Origin of the sequence: Metabacillus herbersteinensis (assembly GCF_042433335.1) — a bacterium.
GTDB lineage: Bacteria > Bacillota > Bacilli > Bacillales > Bacillaceae > Metabacillus > Metabacillus herbersteinensis.
In genome coordinates, this window is record NZ_JBHLVO010000026.1 from 23,654 (window position 1) to 45,097 (window position 21,444).

The window sequence follows — 21,444 nt, forward strand, 5'->3', positions numbered from 1 at the left end:
AAATAATATTCGGATTAGTTTGCTGTTGCGATTGGCCGGTTACTTTAACACTTCATCTCTTACATTTCTTAAGAAGTAATGCGGTGTTAGTCCGATTACGATCAATAACAGCAAGAAAATACGGAGATATACTAGTTGGTGTTCATCTGACAAATAGATAGTGAATAACAAAAATACGCTCGTTATTCTTCCTATACTAAGTGCTATTTCTCGTACAACAACAAGCTCCATACGTAGCTTCCCATTTTGATCATTATTGGAGATATTATTTAGCGCGATCGTATGAAAGGGTAATTCAAATAACGGGATGCAAATGCCTGAAATGACTCCATACACTAAAAGCAGTTCCCAGCTAACATCCACAACTAAACCTAGCAAAGCAATGCTTAATAAAATGTTTCCGTACAACATATATCGTAATCGCTGATTGGGTTTTCCATATTTCCCTATAAGGTAGTAGACAACAAGTGATAAAGTTGTCGACATTAATGCAAAATTCCCAATTGATGATTCATTTTCCGTCGCCATATACACCCATACAAGAATGGCAAAGGATAAAACCCCACCACGAAATGCATTAGCCATAAAGGCATATGTTAAAGATCGCCAAGACTTGGATCGATGAACATTAATCATCTCTATCCAATAAAACTCTTTTTCACTATCATCTAACGGAAATAAGAAACTCAACAAAATTGTGATGAAGAAAATCATTAATGACAAGCTGAAAATAAAGTAATAACCAGTTAATCCTTGAAAACTAAAGATCATCCACCCAGATAAAAACGGACCGATCATCTGTGATACAGAGTTAAAGACACCATTAACTCCATTAAACCAATCCCTATTTGCTTCTGAAGTATAATCAACAGATAAAACATTTATTGCAAGCCAGTAAAATCCTGAACCTAATCCAAATAGTAGACCTAGCAATACAACATAATTTTGGGAACTCTCACCTAAGATGAAAATAGCGAGATAAAAAAGAAGTTGTGATACTCCACCAATAATTAGGGTTTTTCGCTTTGAGTATTTTTTACTCAGCCATCCTGCAAAAATGAATGAAGGCAGCCATGCAACATACATAACTAAGTTGAAGAGTGCGACGACCTCAAATTGTTCCGTTATCCGAAACAAAAAAACATTCACAAAAATATTAGATAAACTATTGGCTAATGTATTAAAACAGCAAATAATAAGGAGTACTCTCGTTATACTAGAAAGCTGAGTTTGAGAATTTATCGTAGATGAAACAGAATTCATTTAACAGACACACCTTATGATAGACTAGTTGAAAAATAGATTGGATTGCTAGCGAGTGCAAGCGAGTTATTATCGGTCTCGGAGAAATATCTCCAAACCTCAACTCTTATGAACTTCTGAGTACTAATGTGCAAGTGTTCAGTTAAATTCTGTTTGTCGAATATTTGAACTGATTTCTCAACTTTTTCATTTGAGATAAATTTTACTTCATCACCATGTTTAAGTTGATCCAGTTTTACCTCTAAATATTGATCTTCCCTTTGAACAGCTATGTCCCCCATCATATATGTTCCATAGATCAATTCCGCCCGGGGACCTGTTGGACTATAACTGATAAAAACATGTCCTTGATCAATTGCCTCTAATATTTTTTCAACGGTTTTCCCATTGCTGTATACCCAAGTTGTTGGGTAGCCATGCTTAACAAAAGGGTCAGGACGGTGAACATCACTCCCCCCGACAGCAACGATACGTTTGCCGAGACAAAGCTGCCCGTGCCACCACTTCAGCGTAGCTTCATTTCCTTCTCGCCAAGGCCCATTCCACACCTCTACCCAATCAAATTCAACATCAAAGTCCCACTCCCATGGACAATAAGGACAATGAGGATGGTTTAGAACAATTTTCGCCCCTTTTGATTTTGCAGAAGCTAATGCGTCTTTTATTTTTTCGTCTTTGCCTTTAGTAATTCGGAAGTCAATGTTAGGATCCTCAATACCAAGTAAGTTACTGTGTCCATAATTTGTGGTCAGTTCTAGTCCAGGAATGAATAATATGTTTGTGTTTCTTGGATATGTGTAATTTTGACTAACAGTATTATGATCAGTTAATGCAATAAAATCTAGTTCTCTTTCAGAAGCGATAGACACGACATCGTGAAACTGATATTGTCCGTCACTATGCACGGTGTGTGTATGCAAATCACCTTTTAACCATTGCGGTTGTCCGATCGAAATTTCAACTGATAGTTGAACAGAGCAACCGTCACTCTGGATTTTGTATAAACCTAACAACACAGACCATTTTCCTTCATGCAGAGGTCCAGATAAGTAGCCTGGTGTTGCGACATGATTTTCAATTCTGAATTCTTTTCGTGCGCCACCACTCCAGCCACGAATTCTTAAAGGATCCTTAACACCTAAATCAATCACTGATTCAGTTCCTTCAACGTGATAAGTTACCCTAAGTATTACCGCATTGGATGGCATTTCAAAGGGTACTTCAATATATTGTCCTTGCTGTTCAGGATTAAAATGTTGCTCAATCGTCATTTTTTTTACATCATTTTTAGACACAAGCTAGTCCTCCCCTGATTTATTCTTTTGTAGAACCGAGTGTTATGCCTTTAACAAAATACTTTTGAACAAAAGGATAAATTATTAGTAAAGGAATTAGAGCAATCATAATCCCAGCCATTCTAACGTTATTCGTAAAAAAGTCACTACTTGATGTGGAATCAGAGGTAATAATCAACGACCTTAATGCCAATTGAAGCGTATATTTATCGGGATCATTTATATACAGTAAGGCACTTGTAAAATGATTCCAACGACCTACAAATTCAAATAAAGTAATCGTTGCTAAACCAGGTGTGGCCATAGGCATGTAAACTCTTGTGAAAATTTTAAAATCACTAGCCCCATCTATTCTAGCTGACTCTGCTAAACTATATGGCACAGTAAAAAAGTAGTTACGCATTAACAAAATACTAAATCCAGAAATAAGACCTGACATTATTAATGAGGTAAGAGTGTTCAATAACCCAAGCTCTTTATTTACAATGTAAAGAGGAATCATAATCGCCTCTGCAGGAATCATCATTGTTACCATAATAAAGCTAACAATGATTCGCTTGCCTACTAATGAGGGCTGAATCAAGACATACCCCGCCATCGCGGCCAAGATGACATGAGAAGCAGTTCCGACAACCGTTACAATTATATTGTTTAGAAATGGTCGCCAAAGTTCTAATCTAGTCCAAATTGTTTCATACCCGCTTAAACTAAATTCACTCGGCCAAAGCTTAATTCCTGGCTGCATTGATGAAACATTCGAAGAAAAAGACACTGCCCAAGTATTAATAATCGGGACAATCATCACTAAAATAAGCAAAAGTAGAAATAGAGTATTTATGATTGTAAAAATTCTCGATTTATCATATTTGTTCATCACGTTAAACCGACTCCTCATCATAACCAATTAGTTTTCTAGTTATGAACGTAAGTAGTAACGTCATTAGCAAAACTAAAAATGCTGCTGCAGAAGCAATTCCCATTTGGAATTCAAGAATACCTTTTTCATACGTATAGGTCATGAAAACACTCACTTCTCGGGCAATTGCTGGATTACTTAGAATAAAGATTTGATCAAAAATACGTAAAATACCCATGATGTTTAGTAGTAATACAATTTTCATCGTTGGTACTAATTGAGGGATGGTAATGTGACGAATTTTGTGCCAACGGTTTGCACCATCTATGCTTGCTGCCTCATAAAGACTTGGATTAATCCCGACAATTGCCGCCAAATATAAAATACAGGTATACCCCATATCCTTCCAAATTGCAGTTAAAATGATAATCGATTTAGCGTAATCTTCTTTCACTAAAAAGTGAATTGCTTCTTCATTCCCAAACCATTTCAACAATTCGTTAACCAATCCCCCATCAGGAGATAAAAGGTAAATCCAGATTCCTCCAACAACAACCCATGAAAAGAGATGTGGAAAATAAATAACTGTTTGTGTAAACCTTTTAAACGTTTGGTTAATTACTTCATTTAAAGAGAGTGCTAGGATAATAGGAAAGATGAAACCAAGGATCAAAATACCTCCACTTATTGCAAACGTGTTAATTGTTACTCTTAAAAATTCTGGATCTTTTAAGATAAATAAGTAATTATCCAGACCTATAAATGGGCTTTCTCCAATTATCCTAAAATCTTGAAAACTTATAACAAGCCCTCGAAATAGTGGATAATAGGCAAAAACGAAGAAGTATAAAAAAATTGGAATTAACATTAAATACAAGGAATAATGTCTCTTGATTGCTTTCATGGTCAACACCTTTATTTTTTGAATGATTTGGACTGACTCTGAGGAATGAATCCTTTCCCTAAAGTTAGAGTCAGCCTTTATTTCAGTATGTCTAGCCCATGTTCATGTGTTTTTTATAAAAGAAACTTCTATAATTTATTTTATTAATCGATTAAATCTGCTTGCGACAATTCTTCATTCATCTGCTTTACAGCATCTTTAGCAGGCATTTCACCCATCATTGCTTTAAAAGCATAATTTGTAACAATTTTTTCGGCAGCTGGCCAGTCGGCAGTTGAAACCTCTACAGTTGCTTTATTGTCTAAAATCACTTTTTGTGCTTCTTCGACACCCGGATAGACACCAATAGGATTTTCAAACTGTCTGTTGCTTGGGAACGGTGCACCATGATCCATTCCATGCTCCACACCCGTCTCAGTTAACTCGTATTCTCCGTCTGTTACAGTAAAGTCATTGTCTTTTATACCAAGGCTACCAAGAATATTTCCTTCTTCAGAATGCCAAAATTCTAAAAAGTCAATTGCTAGTTCAGGATTTTCAGCGTTCACAGGTACTGACCAAAGACTTGGATCTCCACGACGTAGCATGATTTTTCCATCTTGTCCTTCGGCACCAGGAATTCCCTTGGCTACAAACTCCGTATTAGGGTTTTCGGTTGTCGCAATATTATTAAATAATCCAACCCATGCATCCCAGTACGTAACCATACCGACACGATCAGTTAAGAATAGCTCTCTCATCTTTCCACTATCATTTGTGGCGAAGTTCTTATCTAAAATTCCCTCTTTATAAAGCTTTGCGAACCACTCATATACAGGAACGGCTGCTTCAGTAGCATAAGGAATTGTTCGCTTTCCTTCTTCATCAATTATGTAGCGATATTTAACACCAGCCGCACTCATAAATCCTTGGATATCATACAGACCTGCTGTAGATAACCCGTAAGTGTCATCTTTGCCATTTCCATCAGGATCCTGTTCTTTAAAAGCCTTTAAAACGGTATAAAAATCTTCTAACGTTTTCGGCTGTTCAAGACCTAACTTTTCCATCCAGTCTTGGCGGACTGTAGGCAAGGTCCCACCTTCAAATTTATTAAAAACACCATATATTTTATCGTCTTCCGTTTTTACGAGATCCCATTCTTCATCAGCAATAATGTTAGAATCTGATAGAATTTCAGAATCATTTACATTATCTGTTAAATCAGTTAATACATTTTGATCCACAAGAATATCTAGCATTGGTTTAGTTAAATAAACTAAATCATATTTCTCACCTGAAGCCATTGATGCTAATAGTTTTTGATCATAGTCTGCGGGAGGCTTGTCCATCTCAACTTGAATTCCTGTTAATCTCTCAATTTCCTTTTCAAATAAGTCTTGTTCTTCAGGATCTTTACCCCCAACAACATTTGTCAGTATACGTAGTGTTTTATCGCTTTTCTCTTGAGATGAAGACGATTCTTCAGATGCTCCTGATGTACAGCCAGTTAAAAGAATAGAAGTTATAAGTCCAAAACTTACTAATTTAATAGAAATAGATTTCTGTAATAACATGGAACTACCTCCGATATATTATTATTCTTTTTGTACAGTACTTGCGGATCCCCTATGAATAAGCTCACCAGGAATAACTACTCTTTTGACTAATTTGTGTTTTGACTGAATTTGTTCAATTAATAACTTTGCCGCTTCACTACCTAATAACTCCGAATTTAATTTTGCACTTGATAGAGGTGGATCAAATTCTTTGGCAAAGATCGAATGATCACTAAATGCAAAAACAGAAAGCTGAGATGGTATCGAAAGGTTCAATTCTTTTACTGCTCGGTAAACGCCTAATGCCATTTTGTCAGTATCAGCGATAACAGCTGTAATGGTTGGATGCTCACGTAACATTTTCAATGTTGTTTGATAGCCATACTCAACCGATGTAAGATTTTCCTTTTTATAAACAATTAACTCCGGTGAATGTGATTTACTTTTAGCTAGAAACGCACGTTTATAACCTAATTCACGGTCAATTGAAACGGTTCGATGATTTGGTGCATTCAAAAATAAAATTTGCTCATGACCATCGTCTAAAAGGTAGGTGGTTACATCAAACGCTATCCCCACATTATCATTGTCGACATAGGATATGACATGTTCAAATTCCTCAGGTGGTTTTCCAATAATCACGGTTGGTCGATCACTGATTGTGTCGCGATTTAAGCGAGAATCTTTCTTTTCTGGGTCCATTAAAATTTCTCCGTCAACTGGACTTGACACTTGGTTTTGAATATCCTTTAAAAATTCAGGAGACAAGGTGTTGACGAGTAATTGATACCCATTTTCATAACACTCTTGCAGAACACCATTCATTAATGATAGGTGGAACTGGCTAAACTTAACCTTTTCGGCCTGCATGTTTAAACCTAAGATTCTTGTTTCCTTCGTTGCAAGAGTTCTTGCCCAGTAATTAGGCTTATAATTCAAATCTCTTGCCACTTTTAAAACTAATTCAGTGACCTCCTTACTTATTGGTCTTTTTTTGCTAAAAACACTAGAGACGGTACTTTTCGAGACTCCAGCTGCTTTCGCAACATCATCAATGTTTGCCAATTCATTCCCTCCTAACGACTCTAATAGTAAACCGGTTTTGTTAATATAGTTCTTGTTTTTTTATAATTCTTTGTAAATTTAGTTAAGAAAGTGTAAAAATGTGTACCAATTACAGTGTAATTGAATGAGCACTTAATATTTAATAATCAAAATTTATTAAACCGGTTTTATCAATACAACCTATATTCTTTCCTGATATTATTCTTATTAATTCTTTAGAAAGTTAAATATAGGCAAAAAAAATAGGCTTCTGTGCAAAACTAAGCCTATAATCTATATGATGTTCTAATTCCTTTTAATGTTCTTTATTTTTGAATCTATCAATAATCTCTAATCAACTTAAACGTCCCAACACCTTTAGCAAGTAAATTTTCTTCAGGGTCAAATAACTCTCCTTCAGCGGTAACTGTTCTGTAACCTTGTTGCAGGATTTTGCCCTTAGCAAAGATTTCTCCTGCTATTGTTGGTGCTAAGTAATTTATATTTAAATTCATTGTAACGCAACGAGTTCGTGTAGATGAGCGGATGACCATGCCAAGTATGAAATCAAGCATAGTTGCATGAACGCCACCATGTAATGTTTCGTTTACATTAAGAAGAGGTGGTCTTACTCCTAGCTTTAAAAGGATATCGCCTTCATCAAACCGAACGATTTCAAAACCTACATGTGAAAAAAACGGGCTTGCTTCAAAGCTTTCCCGTATTTCATCAACTACTTTGTTCAAATTTATCCCACCTTAAGATAGATTCAAATCCTTTAACGTGATCTTGAGTAACTAGATAAGGGGCCAGCTTATATCTTAACTAATAAATCCCACTTTTTGAAAAATGAAGAACAATCCTGTAACTTTCTCCTGTTTTTTCCTGTTCTCCTTTCTATTAAGAGTTAACCAATTCAATCATCATAGCCATTCCTTGTCCTCCACCAACACATAAAGTGGCAATCCCGTATTTTTCATTTCTTCTACTCATTTCGTGTGCAAGAGTTGTGATAATCCTTGCTCCTGTTGAACCAACGGGGTGACCAAGTGCAATTGCACCACCATTCACATTAACTTTTTCAGCATTGATGTTTAACGTACGAATAACAGCAAGTGCTTGGGACGCGAATGCTTCATTAAGTTCAAAAAGGCCAATTTCGTTTAACGGCACCCCGGTTCTTTCTACTAACCGGTTCACTGCAGGTACGGGTCCAATTCCCATCACTTCTGGTGAAACCGCAGCGGTGGCCCAATCGACTATTTTAGCGAGTGGCTTAATACCGAGTTCTTTCGCTTTCCTTGCGGTCATAATGACTAGTGCTGATGATCCGTCATTTCTTCCGCATGCATTACCTGCTGTAACCGTTCCATTTTCTTTAAAAGCTGGTCGTAATGATGAAAGCTTTTCAAACGTTGTTTCAGGACGTGGATGTTCATCTGTATCAAATACGAATGATCTTTTTTTCTCTTTTATTTCGACTGAGACAATTTCCTCCTTGAAAACCCCAGCTTTTATTGCTTTATAAGCTCTTTGTTGGCTTTCTATTGCAAACAAGTCTTGATCTTCTCTTGATATATCGTATTGAGCGGCAACATTTTCTGCTGTTATTCCCATTCCAAGGTTACTTCCATATCTTTCATTGGGCTGTTGTCCTGCCTCTGAATTTGAATCGACAAGAATTGTTCGATCACCGCCAAATCGCGAATTACGTAAGTAAATCGGTGATCTACTCATATTTTCTGTTCCACCGGCAACAACTATTTCTGCTTGACCAAAAACTATTTGCTGAATACCTGAAGCAATAGCTTGCATCCCTGAAGCACATAAACGGTTCACTGTATAAGCAGGTGCAGTATCAGGAATTCCTGCTCGCAATGCTGCTACTCTTGCTACATTTGATGATTCTGTGGTTTGACGAACTTCTCCCATAATGACCTCATCTACTGAGTCAAGAGAAATACCCGCACGTTTTACTGCTTCCTTAATTGTAAGTGCTGCTAAGTGACCTGAACTCACATCCTTTAGAGAACCACCGTACCGCCCAATCGGTGTTCTGACTGCACTTACAATGACAATTTCTTCATTCATTATTTTGACCTCTTTTCATGTGAAATGTAAACGATGAATCGTTCGTGTTCAATTACTGTGATTCTGGTGCTATTACTCACATTCTCGTGCAATTACTCAGATTCTCGTGCAATTATCCGCATTCTCGTGCAATTACTCAGATTCTCGTGCAATTATCCGTATTCTCGTGCAATCACTTAGACTCTCCAGCAATTATCCGCATTCTCCACTATCGATATTCTTTTTTTAGCTGTCCAGCAATGATGTTTTTTTGGATTTCAGATGTCCCTTCATAAATTCTTGTGATTCGTGCATCACGAAAGAATCGTTCAACCGGATAATCCGAGATATAACCAACTCCACCATGCACTTGAACGGCTTTGTCTGCTACTCTGTTGTAAACCTCTGATCCATACAACTTAAGCATGGCAGCTTCCTTTATTACTTTCATGCCTTCATCAACCATCCATGCAACACGATAGGTAAATGAGCGTAACGCCTCGATTTCAACAGCCATTTCGGCAATCATATGTGCTACGGCTTGGTGTTCGATGATTGGGACACCAAATTGCTCACGCTCCTGAACATATTTCATCGACATATCTAAAAGATGCTGACAGGAGCCAAGATTTCTCGCTGCTAAACCGGCCCTGCCATTTGCTAAGATTTTTAGAGCATTCACATAGCCTTGACCTTCAGTACCTAAAACATTTTCAATTGGAACCTCACAATTTTCAAAAATAAGCTCTGCTGAATGGGAGCCCTTCAAACCCATCTTTTCCTCAACAGCTCCCACTTGAAAACCTGGAAAACTCTTTTCAACAATGAAAGACGTAATTCCTTTGGCACCTTTTTCTGAATCTGTTACAGCCATCACTGTAAAAATATCCGCTTCAGTCGCATTGGTAATATAATGCTTTAAGCCATTTAAAATGTATTTATCCCCTTTTTTCACAGCTGTTGTTTTTAAATTTGTTGCATTTGAACCTGCGCTTGGTTCTGTTAAAGCAAATGCTCCAATTCGTTGACCTGTGGCCATATCAGGTAAATATTTTTTCTTTTGGTTCTCATTAGCTAGTTCAACAATTCCAACCGTACCAATTCCAGTGTGAGCACCGATTAATGTTGTGTATCCATTATGTGTTGCTCCTATTTCTTCATACAATGCACATTTTCCAACCATACCTATGCCAAGACCGCCATAGTTTTCAGGGATACTTAGCCCAAATAAACCCATCTCCCTTGATAACTCAATTATGCGTTCGGGAATATGATCTTCTTTTTCAATTTGCATTGCGACTGCTTCGACTTCAGTTTGAATAAAATCGCGGACACTTTTTTTCAAAACTAGAATTTCTTCACTAAAATTAAAGTCCATTGTCTACCTCCTTATCTTGACTCTTGCTGGTTTATGTTAATTCAGCTTTTAGCTTAAGCTGTTCCTCTTCAACTAGCTTTCGTTTTAGCAGTTTACCAACGGTGTTGCGAGGAAGTGTGGTTCGAATTTCAAAATATTTCGGAACTTTGTATCTTGTTAAATTTCTGTAGCAATGCCCTTTAAGTTCTTCCAAATCTATTTCACAGTCATCTTTTGGGACAATATAGGCCTTTACTTCTTCTCCGTTTTCACGATCTAGAATGCCAACAACTGCAGCTTCCTTCACATCAGGGTGTTCATATAAAACGCTTTCAACTTCTTGTGGATAAATATTAAAACCACCTAGAATAATCATTTCTTTTTTTCTACCTATGATATAAAAGTAGCCCTCTTCATCCATCAGGGCTAAGTCTCCAGTATATAACCAACCATTTTTTAAAAATTGACTTGTCTCTTCTTCACGCTTCCAATAACCCTTCATCACCTGTGGACCTTTAATGACTAATTCTCCAACACTTTTCGGTGGTAGCTCATTGCTATCCTCATCGATGATTTTGCAATCCGTTCCTGGAAGAGGAATTCCAATGCTCCCTATTTTTCTCGCAGCTTCTGGTGGATTGCGGTGGGTTGAAGGTGATGTTTCACTTAATCCATAGCCTTCGCCGATTGTTGAACCTGTTAAAGCCTCAAATTTTTTGATCACTTCTACTGGTAGTGGTGCTGAACCACTTGAGCAAATTTTGATAGAATCCAAACCATAAGATTCAACATTCGGATAATTGATAAATGCAATATACATTTTTGGAACACCTGGGAAAAATGTTGGTTTGTATGTTTGAATTTTTTCCAATACATAGGATACATTGAACTTTTTAAATAACAATAGCGATGCTCCTATATAGATTCCTAGATTCATTGCGCTTGTCATTGCATATACGTGGTAAAGGGGCGTTGCCGTCAAGACAATCTCCTGCCCAAATTTCATTCGATTGTGATACATTGAGTAACTTTGAATGACATTTGAAACCAAATTATAATGCGTTAACATGGCTCCCTTCATTTTCCCTGTTGTTCCGCCCGTATATTGAATCACTGCGACATCTTCTTTTACTGAAATTGGAGTGATCTTTTTAAAAGGATCTGAACGAGAGATTAATTGAGATAACAAGAGAAACTCGTCACTGTTTGGCGAATTCTCACCTGAAACGAATAAATTGTTAAAAGGATGAATGTCATTTACCTGAATGACTGTAGGTAAGTAGGCTTCCTCAATGACAATAAACTTTAGTTCAGAATCACTGGCAATCTGCAGGAGCTCTCTAGGTGTATACATCGGATTGATTTGAACAACGACTAAACCCAGTGCTTGTGCTGCATAATAGGAAATCACATAATCAGGATGGTTAGAAAGCATCAAACCGATCGCTTCTCCCTTTGTTAATCCCAAGTTATTCCAACCGCCAGCAAGACGATCAACTTTATCTTTTAATTCATGATAAGATATTTTCTGGTCTTCAAAAATAATTGCTGCATGATCGCCAAATTTCTCGGTTGACATAGATAATAGAGTGTATAGTGGTACTTCAGGAATTTTAATCCCCGCAATCATTTCTGGTGGGTACACGTTATACCATGGACGGTCATACAAGTGATTCAATCACATTCCTCCTCACTTAAAATAAAGTTTATTCTATTGATAAAGTAAGCAAGAAACGAGCCAACAATGTAGGTTTGCTTGGAATTGATTTTCATTAAAAGTTATTCGTTAGTAGAAAGGAAGAGAGGTTAATTAGCGTGAGTCATGTCACCTCATACTCTATTTAGAAGATTCAAATTTGAATAGTACGATTCACTTCTGAATCCTTTAATAGTTTCAAGTAGTTTTAATAAAAAAGCGAAAGCGCCTTGGTCAGCCCCGACAAGCATAAGGCGATTCTAAATAGAAGGCGGTCTTTGCCTTCAATTTAGAATTGACTTATGACCTCGAGGGGCTAGGCGCTGGAGCTGGACTTGCGAAACGCAGACTTAGTATCAAATTTTATACTTTCTTATATGAAGAAAATAAACCAACACGCGGTTTGCGAATTGGTTTTTAGTGTTTTCGTTTTTAAGTTATCCAATTATTGTGCTTCAATCGAAGTTGGATGTTCTATTTTATCATCTATATAGTTCAAAATGCTAAAGACCGTTTGAAAAGCTGGAGTCGCTATATTCAATTGTGCTCCTTTTCTGACAATAAAACCACAAAGTGCCTCAACTTCCATCCGCTTTCCATTCAAACGATCTTGTAACATGGAAGTTCGATGCCCTCTCGCACGCTCGGATTTCAAAAAGATTTGAGATACCATAAGCTTTTTATCGAATTTGATGCCTGATTTAATTGCCAAATCTATCACTTCCATGCAAAGCGTTTCCGCAGTTTTCCGTAAATTGGGATCATCTAATATCTCGCCAACTTCTGCACAAGACACGGCTGACAATGGATTAAAGGTTGCATTCCAAACAAATTTTTTCCATTTTTCTTCAAGAATAGCATCTGAATGTGTTGTGTGAACTCCTGCTTGTTGGAACATTTTGACTATGGCCATAACTTCATTATGAATGCTAAAATCTAATGGCCCCATAACAAGCTGCACATTGCCTCTTTGCTTAATTTTTCCGGGTGATTCAATTAAAGCTTGCACATATGTAGCAGAAGAGATCATTCTGTTTATTCCAAAAATTCGCGAGAGGATTTCTTCATTTTCGACACCGTTTTGCATCGTTAGAATAAGTGTGCTTTTTTTCACGATACCATGTAGTTGTTCAGCTAACTCCTTTGTTGCCGTTGATTTGACACAAAAGAGTACTAAATCAACCTCTCCTAAATCTTTTGGTAAGTCAGTGAATTCTCCTTCAACAGTGAGAAGTCCAGCTTCAGTGTCTACTTGCAATTTGTTCATCTTCATCGTTTCATAATGACTTCCTCTAGCTAAATAAATTACTTCATGACCTGCCTTACTTAACAATGCACCAAAAAAACACCCAACGGCTCCTGCCCCGGCAACACCAATTTTCATTATAAATCCTCCCCTAATCACCAAAAAAACTTTATACTAAATAAAGCAAAAACCGTGCCATCGTTCAGGAATGTTGTTCGGTTTTAAGGTTATATTTTTTTAGTTTTCTAACAATAGTAGGTTGACTGGTGTCTAAAGCCTTTGCAAGATCATAGGTATTTTTATATTTTTTTAGTGCAAGAGCAAGAACATTTTCCTCTGCCATTTCGACCGCATCTTTTAAAGAAACAATCGACGACGCTGCAAAGTGAGGTATATCTCCTGTTTCTCTATACTCTACTGGTAGATCCTCAATTCGTATCGTGTTAGTTGGAGAGGTTAATACGAGTCTTTCCACTAAATTTGAAAGTTCTCTAATATTTCCAGGCCAATCAAATGAAAATAAAAACTCGATCAATTTAGCGTCTAATTCTTTGTTCAAGCTATACCGAGTATTCATTATATTTAGAAATAGTTGAAGCAATGGCAAAACATCATCTCGACGTTCCTTTAAGGAGGGAATGACAATCGGAATCACATTCAATCGGTAAAACAGATCCTCTCGAAAGGATCCATTCATTACCATTTCCTTTAAGTTTCTGTTTGTAGCAGCGATCAGTCGAACATCAACCTTAATTGGTTTAGTTCCCCCAATCCGCTGAATTTCCTTTTCCTGAATAACGCGAAGTAGCTTTACCTGAAGTGACAAAGGAAGCTCGCCAATCTCGTCTAAAAAAAGAATCCCTTTATCAGCCATTTCAAATATTCCAGGTTTTCCTTTACGATTTGCTCCAGTAAAGGCACCGCCTTCATAACCAAATAATTCAGATTCTAATAAGTCAGGTGGAATGGCACCGCAGTTTACCTTTATAAATTCGCCTTCCTTGGAACGAGGGCTTTTCTGGAAAATATGCTTTGCCAGAACATCCTTTCCTACACCTGTATCACCTAGTATTAAAACGGTTGCATCGACATGAGCAATTCGTTCCGCTGTATCGTAAATAATTCTCATTTGTTCGCTATGTATAACAATACCTTCCGTTTGATTTGGTTTGCTTTTTAAGCGATCAAGCTCTTGCTTATATTTAGTATTCAATTCATTCGCTTTTCTTAATTGTGCTTGAAGTTCATTCAAATCAGATAAGTCTCTTATATTCGTAACGACCTTCTCGATTTCTCCTTCTTCATTAAACACTGGATTTCCAGTAATCAGTGTTTCTTTTCCAGCATAATTGTATTGTACAAGTGAAACTGTTCGTTTCTGTTTGACAACTTTATATGTGACAGAATTTTTTAGTATCCCTCTTTCGATAAGTGCATCTACATTCTTCCCGATATAATAGTCTTTCGGAATTCCTGTAATTCGTTCAATTGCTGAGTTTGTTTTCAGTGTCACACCTTTGTTATCAGTAATATAAATTCCATCATACGAGTTTTCAATGATGGCATCTAACTCTCGATTTAACTTCTCAAGTTCCTTCATTTCGTTTTGCATCTCAAAAATCTCAGACGTTTTTACCCCAATAAAAACAAATTGATCTTCATTCGATGTGCATAAGATTTCTCTTAAAAATAAGTAATGCATAGAATCTACTTGTGCTCTTACTATTTTTGAATGCTTCTCTGTTTCCCACTTCTCGAAACCGTTTTGTATTAACATTCCTATTTTGATTTTTTCAGATAGTTTTTGATCACTTAATCCACTTAAAGAAATTATGATCCCTCGGGCATTCACTATGATCGAACAAAACGGCATTTCTCTTAAAGTTTCTAAACTGATCATATTGCCACCACCCAATTTATTGATTATGATTCATCTGTTGAAATTGATAATGCAAATCCTTTAATGCAGCAATAATAGCATTCGTCGCTTTTCCATAGTAATGTTGCTGAATCGCTCGAATTGGTTCATCAATTCCCTCACGAAGACTGTAGCCTTTCAGGAGTTTACCAATATAATTTCTGCCATGCTCTGTTGCGAGTGTGCATGATGCTTCAAGAATGACTCCGTATGTACGATCAATTTCAGCTGTAACAGTAAGTGTTTCATACATGTTTTTCGCAGCCATTCCTTGTGGCAATTTTGCGTGACCGGCAATAAAGACAATATGTGAGATTCCCATAAAAAACACCTCTTATCACGATATTCGTAATAAAAGGTATTCGTCTTAGCCCTTTAAGAATCCTGCTTTTTGATTATAAAACGCTTTCAATTAGAACTATTGAACTTCCTCTTTGGCACTTTCAAACGGCCAAGAAGGTAACATATTAGGTAATGGTTTATCGGAGCGATACTCAAGAAGATATTCTGCTTGCATGACAGTGTGGATTTCTCGAGTTCCTTCATAAATAACTGGAGCTTTTGAATTTCTTAAAAACCTTTCTACAGGATACTCATTTGAAAAACCATATGCTCCATGAATTTGTACCGCATCATTTGCTGCTTCATTTGCAAAATCGCATGCTTGCCACTTTGCTAAAGACGTTTCCCTCGTATTTCGTTTCCCTTCATTTTTCAAGGAACCCGCACGGAACACGAGTAAACGTGACATTTGATATCCTGCTTCCATCTTAGCTAACATTTGTTGGACTAATTGATGTTTCCCAATTTCTTTTCCAAACGTTTTTCTCTCATGACAATAGTTTAGACTTTCTTCTATGCACGCTTGAATTTGACCACAAGCACCTGCAGCTACAGTGAATCGTCCATTATCTAAGGCTGACATTGCAATTTTAAAGCCTTCACCCTCTTCCCCAAGAAGGTTCTCCTTAGGTACTTTTACATTATCAAAAAATAGCTCTCCAGTATTACCAGCTCGAATACCAAGCTTGCCTTTAATTGCTCTTGAAGAAAAACCTGGCATTGTACGTTCCACAATAAATGCGGAGATTCCTTTATGTTTTTCATTTTTATCTGTATAAGCAAAAACAAGGAAGTGATCAGCATAATCACAAAGTGAAATCCATGTTTTTTGACCATTTAATATGTAATAGTCCCCATCTTTAACAGCTGTGGTTTGTAATGCAGCTACATCAGAACCTGCATTAGGCTCAGTTAACCCAAACGCCCCAATTTTTTCGCCTTTTGCTTGTGGGACAAGATATTTTTGCTTTTGTGCTTCAGTTCCCCATTGTAAAATGGTCAAGCTGTTTAAACCGGTGTGAACAGATACGGCTGTTCTAAAAGCTGTATCTCCTCGTTCTAATTCCTCACATACAATTGCAAGTGTATTATAGTCCATTCCACTTCCACCATACTGCTCTGGAATACAAACTCCCATTAATTCAAGTTGTGCTAAGTGCTTCAATACACTTGGCTCAAAATGCCCCTTTGCATCCCATTCCTGAATATAAGGGTTAATCTCTTTATCTACAAAATTACGAACCATTTTACGAACCATTTCTTGTTCTTCTGTTAAGTGAAAATTCATCATATTATTTCCTCCATAATCTTATTTAGAAAAACAAAAAGCCAGCCATATCAAATAAACATTGATATGACTGGCTTCTATCTACGTTTTCACCCTTTATTAGAGGGTTTATAGATTTCTCAGTTCACTTTATATTCTTTTAATTTTCGGTTACTAATCACTGATCCTGAAAGTGGCATACTTTCTAGAAGTGAATCTAGTTTTAATGATACTACTAATTTAATTTTCTGTCTAGATAAAATATTCAGATTAGTTTGATTTTGTGTGAAATGGACATTTCCCTTGAATTGGTTTGATGTCATCTCCAATAAAATATTGCTTCCATTCTTTATGTGATGGATCACCATAATGACTTATGTTTGGGTGCTTTGGCAGTTGATCCCACTTTTCAACGCGCTCTCTCACTTTTTCCCTGGACATAATTCCACCCTTTGATGTTCCTTCTAAGCCATCAAATATTCTTCTTGGTTGAAAGCCTAATACTAGACTACTCCCTAAGCGTCTTGTTTTTCGCTGCTTATATGCTGGAGCATTTCCAAATACAAAAAAGGGTTCTTCCGCAAAAGAAAACGCCCATAAATGATGATCAGGGTCCTGTGGAATATCTTTTGGCCATTCCTTTCCATCCTTTTCATGTAAATACTGAAGGATATTCCAAAAATACTCGCGATAATAGGGAATGTCCCTTTCTTCACTTTCAGGCTCCACAAATAGAAACAAGCCATGTCTAATGAGCTTAGGTGCATCAAATAATGCGATGAACTCTTCAATCACTTGTGGTAAATGTGTCCAATCACCATGACTTATGTATGCGTACCGAAGTTCACCTTTCTTTTCAGCACTCATTCCAAAATAACAAGGAAACGTTGAGTCTGTTACGGTCTCATGAAAATTCTTATATTCTTGAATTACCCACTCTGGAACAACAGATGAATCAGTCATATCTTTTTTTTCTAGTAAAACCTTGTTTTTTGTTTTCATCTTATCACCTCAGGATTAGTTTCATTGACTTGATTTCTTATTTGAATGTACCCATTGGTGATGAAACCAAAACAAGCCTTTATCAAATCAACTAAAAAGATTAAAGGAGGCTGACTTAACCTCTTTTACTGTACATCATAAAAGTGAGTACCTCAAGATCAATTCTCCCCTGCTCTTGCTCTCTTTCTTCATCGACAAGAATATTACCTTGTGCTGCAAAATGTTGCCCAGTTATTCCTCCAGCCCAGTGATAACATTGCTTTCCAGTAAAAGTAGCAGAGTTACCTAGTCCATCAATAATACCCACTTGTCGCATTTCTCTTTCAGGATCATTTTCAATAAGATTATTTAAAGTTTCTTCCGCAGTTTTCCCCTGTTCCATTAACTCTAAGTCCTTTGGTCCATATGTAGTATTCGCATAGGATTGAGTTGCCAACAGCGCCTACACCTGCTTTTGCCCAAGGAACTACTACCCTTACACCTAGAAACTTTGATTGAACAGCAACACCCCTTTCTGATTTTTCCTTCATTATAAAAGAGTCTAGCTTTTATTAGAGTATTTGTCTTGTAACATAATCTACTTGTGTAAAAAATCTCTTAAAAACAATACTAATAAAAGAAGCGATACGAAAGGTGTGAAGAAATGCCACTCAAACAACCTGAATTCATGAAAAGTCCCTTTTTTGTTGATGAACCTTGTAACTGGCACTTAAAACCAGGTGCACCAGAAGAAATTAAGGAGGAATTTAGGCTATATATGCAAGCACTTAAGGATTCAAATGAGCCTGCAAACATAACTAGAAATCATATTGAATATCCTTACTTACAAGATGAGGATTAAAGTGAAGTGTGAATAAAATTATTCTACATCGCCGTCCCTCATTTCTAAGTGGTCAAAAAAACATGTTGTTACATAGTATATAAGAAATGCCTAAATTCACGTTACAAAGGAGTGGGCGCATGACGATCTTGTTAAACAAAAGCGCGATGCCAAAATTGTATAAATCCATCTCAGCTAATCTTTCTGTTACGTCAAATCAAGAAAAATTCCGAGTTAATTACTTGCAAGAATTTGTAAATCAACAACAAAAAATAAATGAGAAATTATCAGATGAAGCAGATGTTGTTAGCACTTTAGTTAGAGAATCGAGCATCGACCAAAAAAATCATTTTCATGAAATCTTTTCTCAGCTTGAAAAGCAGGAAATAATTACAAACCCTTTGATTCAAAACATGGAAGAACAGCAAGCATCAACTACAATCATTTTAGAACGTTTGAGTTCCATGGACAGGATGAAGGAAGAACTGTTGAAGAAAATTGATGACGAAGGACTTTTAAATACAACGATTATTGATCAACTTTCATTCCAAGATCAATCAATACAGGGATTAGCGAGGAAGTTTGATGAGTATGAACAAAGACATATCGAAACGGGTAGTCAATTAACTAGTCAAGCAGAGCTTAATAAACAAATTTTAGAAAAACTCGAACTTCAAGAAGCCTTTCATCAAACAATTGTTGATCGACTCAATCAGCAAGAGGCACTCACTCAAAAAATATCTAGAGAGCTCGACAATTTGAAAGCTATCCTCTTCGAGAGGGTCACACACATCGTTGATAAAATTGACAATAACTATAAACTTACAACTAGTTATATCGCTAATATTTTGACAAGAACAGGACTTATTCAGCGATTTTCAGTACCTAACGAAAAGAAGGAAAAAGAAACCATCTCAAAATAAAACAAGACAGCAGAGAAAATCCCAACTGCTGTCTTGTTTTTTATTCTCCAAACAAAACACGATCTGCTATGTTTTCAACTTCTTTGGGTGAGTGAGCATTACATTCAATAAGCATCATATTTGTTATTTTTTCTATTTCTTCTCGGGAGTATCCAAGTTTACTCATGGCAACAGTTGCATAAGCAATTGCATGATTTTTTTTCATATGTTTTTCACTCCTTCGTTTTCTTAGTATGAACAAAAATCATTAGCTACATAAGATTATTCCTCAGTTCAATTTCTTTACTCTTTATCTATGAGGGCGTAAAATTAGAAAGTGAACAATAGAGGATTTTTATTCATCAAAAGGATTGCTAATGAATGATCCTTTCTACCTTAATCAATTGAATTTCAATTACCTTAAGATAAAAGCGGTGATAACATGTCAACGATAGCTGCACCTGTCGCTTTGAGTGATAAACATGAAACATTACAAGAAAACAAAATTGTACTTTTATGGAGCTTTACGGTCTGGTTAGTTGTGATGAACACCACCATGTTTAATGTGGCATTACCGAGTGTGTTGCAGGACTTGAACTTATCCTCTGCAACTGCTTCCTGGATTGTCTCAGGCTATTCAATTGTCTTTGCCATCTCCACTTTAACCTATAGTCGGTTATCTGATTTTATTCCTATCGGTAGGTTGTTAACTATTGGGTTAACACTTTTAGGTATTTCATCGATCATCGGTCTTTTCGCCAACCATTTTTACCTTTTGTTAGGGGCCAGGGTCTTACAAGCGGCCGGGGCTGGGGCGGTACCTGGTTTGGCGATGGTACTTGCAGGAAGATACATTCCTCTTTCGAGAAGAGGGAGAGCGATGTCTTTTATTGCATCGGCTGCCTCCTTAGGATTCGGACTAGGTCCAGTAATTGGCGGATTTATTACGCAATCATTAGGGTGGAATTATTTATTTGCTGTTACAGGATTTGTTTTCTTTTTAATGCCACTTTTCAAGAAACTGCTCCCATTTGAGGACGTACAAAAGGTCCAATTCGACACCTTAGGCAGTATTTTGACAGGAATAGGTGTAACTGGTTTTCTAATTTTTTTATCAACGTTTTCATACCCTATCTTATTTGGTAGTATTCTTGCGATCGCTTTTTTATGGAAGCATATTCATTCCGTGAATATTCCTTTTATACAACCAAGGCTTCTTAAAGATAAATTATTTTTAAAATTGTTAGGTGTAGGGTTTGCTGCATTCATCACTCATTTCTCCACCCTGTTTTTGATGCCCATCATGCTTTCTGTTTTATTTAATAAACAACCTGCTGCCATCGGCTTGATGATCTTTCCAGGTGCTATCCTCTCGGCGATTGCCGCACAATTTATCGGAAGGTTAATCGATAAATTTGGTAATATGCCACTGCTCTTTGGAGGGCATATATTTTTGGTTATTGCAACGTTATCTTTTTCATTTTTAACAACACTTTCTCCTTATTCAATTCTCTTTACCTATATGTTTATGAGTACTGGGTTCTCTGCATTAACCTCTAGCTTAACGAATGAGATTTCGAGAATATTAGATAAAGAGGATTTAGGCTCTGGGATGGGAATCGCTCAATTAATTCAGTTCTTTGGGGGAGCATTTGGTGTTGCGCTAACTGGACTACTTTTAGTTTGGCAAGACCACCTATTAGCTGAGATGAGCTATCGAAATATCTTTTTAGGACTATCATGTTTAGTTATAGGTTCTTTCATTACTTTTATTGTTTATTCTAAATCGAATAAGTCTTAAGCGAAAAACACAGGAGAGACCGGTACACTCTTCTGTGTTTTTCGCTCTTTTTATTTTTCTCCTTTCAAAATCAATTACTTTACTATTTGTCTTAGAAGTTAAATCTATTAATCTAAAAAGAGT

At 36.7% G+C, this 21,444-nt stretch carries 19 protein-coding genes and 1 pseudogene; 3 read left to right on the plus strand and 17 right to left on the minus strand.

The genetic code is table 11. From position 1 onward, the window contains the following. Positions 1-39: 39 nt before the first annotated feature. The 16 genes and pseudogenes from ACFFIX_RS21145 to ACFFIX_RS21220 form a co-directional block, all read right to left on the minus strand. Complete coding sequence (locus ACFFIX_RS21145) at positions 40-1,263, minus strand: MFS transporter (RefSeq protein ID WP_378937610.1); 1,224 nt, start codon at positions 1,261-1,263, stop codon at positions 40-42. Between the two features lie 14 nt (positions 1,264-1,277). Beyond that, a complete protein-coding gene (locus tag ACFFIX_RS21150) occupies positions 1,278-2,558 on the minus strand; it encodes a CehA/McbA family metallohydrolase (RefSeq protein ID WP_378937611.1) in 1,281 nt (426 codons plus the stop codon). Positions 2,559-2,577: 19 nt separating this feature from the next. Next, positions 2,578-3,432, minus strand: coding sequence for a carbohydrate ABC transporter permease (locus ACFFIX_RS21155; protein ID WP_378937687.1), 855 nt, complete (start codon positions 3,430-3,432; stop codon positions 2,578-2,580). A 4-nt stretch (positions 3,433-3,436) separates the two neighbouring features. After that, on the minus strand, positions 3,437-4,282 hold the full coding sequence (locus ACFFIX_RS21160) for an ABC transporter permease subunit (protein WP_378937613.1): 846 nt from the start codon (positions 4,280-4,282) through the stop codon (positions 3,437-3,439). A 179-nt stretch (positions 4,283-4,461) separates the two neighbouring features. Next, positions 4,462-5,874: an extracellular solute-binding protein gene (locus ACFFIX_RS21165; protein ID WP_378937614.1), complete on the minus strand. Its 1,413-nt coding sequence runs from the start codon at positions 5,872-5,874 to the stop codon at positions 4,462-4,464. A 21-nt stretch (positions 5,875-5,895) separates the two neighbouring features. Next, positions 5,896-6,921, minus strand: a complete 1,026-nt coding sequence (locus ACFFIX_RS21170) for a LacI family DNA-binding transcriptional regulator (RefSeq protein ID WP_378937616.1) — start codon at positions 6,919-6,921, stop codon at positions 5,896-5,898. Positions 6,922-7,241: 320 nt separating this feature from the next. Beyond that, the gene (locus tag ACFFIX_RS21175; RefSeq protein ID WP_378937618.1) at positions 7,242-7,646 is read right to left on the minus strand and encodes a PaaI family thioesterase; all 405 of its coding nucleotides are present in this window, start codon (positions 7,644-7,646) and stop codon (positions 7,242-7,244) included. Between the two features lie 154 nt (positions 7,647-7,800). Next, positions 7,801-8,991: a thiolase family protein gene (locus tag ACFFIX_RS21180; protein ID WP_378937620.1), complete on the minus strand. Its 1,191-nt coding sequence runs from the start codon at positions 8,989-8,991 to the stop codon at positions 7,801-7,803. Positions 8,992-9,199: 208 nt separating this feature from the next. Next, a complete protein-coding gene (locus ACFFIX_RS21185) occupies positions 9,200-10,348 on the minus strand; it encodes an acyl-CoA dehydrogenase family protein (RefSeq protein ID WP_378937622.1) in 1,149 nt (382 codons plus the stop codon). Between the two features lie 31 nt (positions 10,349-10,379). Continuing rightward, positions 10,380-12,005, minus strand: a complete 1,626-nt coding sequence (locus tag ACFFIX_RS21190) for a long-chain-fatty-acid--CoA ligase (protein WP_378937624.1) — start codon at positions 12,003-12,005, stop codon at positions 10,380-10,382. A gap of 463 nt (positions 12,006-12,468) precedes the next feature. After that, positions 12,469-13,407, minus strand: a complete 939-nt coding sequence (locus tag ACFFIX_RS21195) for a ketopantoate reductase family protein (protein ID WP_378937626.1) — start codon at positions 13,405-13,407, stop codon at positions 12,469-12,471. Between the two features lie 64 nt (positions 13,408-13,471). Further along, entirely contained in the window at positions 13,472-15,169 is a 1,698-nt protein-coding gene (locus ACFFIX_RS21200; protein WP_378937627.1) for a sigma-54 interaction domain-containing protein, read from the minus strand. A 16-nt stretch (positions 15,170-15,185) separates the two neighbouring features. Then, positions 15,186-15,509, minus strand: a complete 324-nt coding sequence (locus tag ACFFIX_RS21205) for a DUF3870 domain-containing protein (RefSeq protein WP_378937629.1) — start codon at positions 15,507-15,509, stop codon at positions 15,186-15,188. Between the two features lie 96 nt (positions 15,510-15,605). Next, complete coding sequence (locus ACFFIX_RS21210) at positions 15,606-16,817, minus strand: acyl-CoA dehydrogenase family protein (RefSeq protein WP_378937689.1); 1,212 nt, start codon at positions 16,815-16,817, stop codon at positions 15,606-15,608. A gap of 249 nt (positions 16,818-17,066) precedes the next feature. Then, positions 17,067-17,798, minus strand: a complete 732-nt coding sequence (locus ACFFIX_RS21215; RefSeq protein WP_378937631.1) for a YqcI/YcgG family protein — start codon at positions 17,796-17,798, stop codon at positions 17,067-17,069. Positions 17,799-17,961: 163 nt separating this feature from the next. Continuing rightward, positions 17,962-18,328: pseudogene (locus ACFFIX_RS21220) on the minus strand (DUF1028 domain-containing protein); the annotation flags it as partial. Between the two features lie 113 nt (positions 18,329-18,441). Here ACFFIX_RS21220 and ACFFIX_RS21225 point away from each other — a divergent pair. After that, positions 18,442-18,639: a hypothetical protein gene (locus tag ACFFIX_RS21225; RefSeq protein WP_378937632.1), complete on the plus strand. Its 198-nt coding sequence runs from the start codon at positions 18,442-18,444 to the stop codon at positions 18,637-18,639. 119 nt (positions 18,640-18,758) lie between these two features. After that, positions 18,759-19,541: a hypothetical protein gene (locus ACFFIX_RS21230; RefSeq protein WP_378937634.1), complete on the plus strand. Its 783-nt coding sequence runs from the start codon at positions 18,759-18,761 to the stop codon at positions 19,539-19,541. Between the two features lie 40 nt (positions 19,542-19,581). On the opposite strand, the gene ACFFIX_RS21235 is transcribed toward ACFFIX_RS21230, so the two are convergent. Beyond that, entirely contained in the window at positions 19,582-19,746 is a 165-nt protein-coding gene (locus ACFFIX_RS21235) for a hypothetical protein (protein ID WP_378937636.1), read from the minus strand. 216 nt (positions 19,747-19,962) lie between these two features. Here ACFFIX_RS21235 and ACFFIX_RS21240 point away from each other — a divergent pair, with 216 nt between their 5' ends. Next, positions 19,963-21,321, plus strand: coding sequence for an MFS transporter (locus ACFFIX_RS21240; RefSeq protein ID WP_378937638.1), 1,359 nt, complete (start codon positions 19,963-19,965; stop codon positions 21,319-21,321). Positions 21,322-21,444 lie beyond the last annotated feature (123 nt).

Coding starts and splice junctions, on each gene's coding strand:
- ACFFIX_RS21145 (WP_378937610.1), bottom strand. CDS start 1,263: ATGAATTCTGTTTCATCTACGATAAATTCTCAAACTCAGCTTTCTAGT.
- ACFFIX_RS21155 (WP_378937687.1), bottom strand. CDS start 3,432: ATGAACAAATATGATAAATCGAGAATTTTTACAATCATAAATACTCTA.
- ACFFIX_RS21160 (WP_378937613.1), bottom strand. CDS start 4,282: ATGTTAATTCCAATTTTTTTATACTTCTTCGTTTTTGCCTATTATCCA.
- ACFFIX_RS21165 (WP_378937614.1), bottom strand. CDS start 5,874: ATGTTATTACAGAAATCTATTTCTATTAAATTAGTAAGTTTTGGACTT.
- ACFFIX_RS21180 (WP_378937620.1), bottom strand. CDS start 8,991: ATGAATGAAGAAATTGTCATTGTAAGTGCAGTCAGAACACCGATTGGG.
- ACFFIX_RS21185 (WP_378937622.1), bottom strand. CDS start 10,348: ATGGACTTTAATTTTAGTGAAGAAATTCTAGTTTTGAAAAAAAGTGTC.
- ACFFIX_RS21195 (WP_378937626.1), bottom strand. CDS start 13,407: ATGAAAATTGGTGTTGCCGGGGCAGGAGCCGTTGGGTGTTTTTTTGGT.
- ACFFIX_RS21200 (WP_378937627.1), bottom strand. CDS start 15,169: ATGATCAGTTTAGAAACTTTAAGAGAAATGCCGTTTTGTTCGATCATA.
- ACFFIX_RS21205 (WP_378937629.1), bottom strand. CDS start 15,509: ATGGGAATCTCACATATTGTCTTTATTGCCGGTCACGCAAAATTGCCA.
- ACFFIX_RS21210 (WP_378937689.1), bottom strand. CDS start 16,817: ATGAATTTTCACTTAACAGAAGAACAAGAAATGGTTCGTAAAATGGTT.
- ACFFIX_RS21215 (WP_378937631.1), bottom strand. CDS start 17,798: ATGAAAACAAAAAACAAGGTTTTACTAGAAAAAAAAGATATGACTGAT.
- ACFFIX_RS21225 (WP_378937632.1), top strand. CDS start 18,442: ATGCCACTCAAACAACCTGAATTCATGAAAAGTCCCTTTTTTGTTGAT.
- ACFFIX_RS21230 (WP_378937634.1), top strand. CDS start 18,759: ATGACGATCTTGTTAAACAAAAGCGCGATGCCAAAATTGTATAAATCC.
- ACFFIX_RS21235 (WP_378937636.1), bottom strand. CDS start 19,746: ATGAAAAAAAATCATGCAATTGCTTATGCAACTGTTGCCATGAGTAAA.
- ACFFIX_RS21240 (WP_378937638.1), top strand. CDS start 19,963: ATGTCAACGATAGCTGCACCTGTCGCTTTGAGTGATAAACATGAAACA.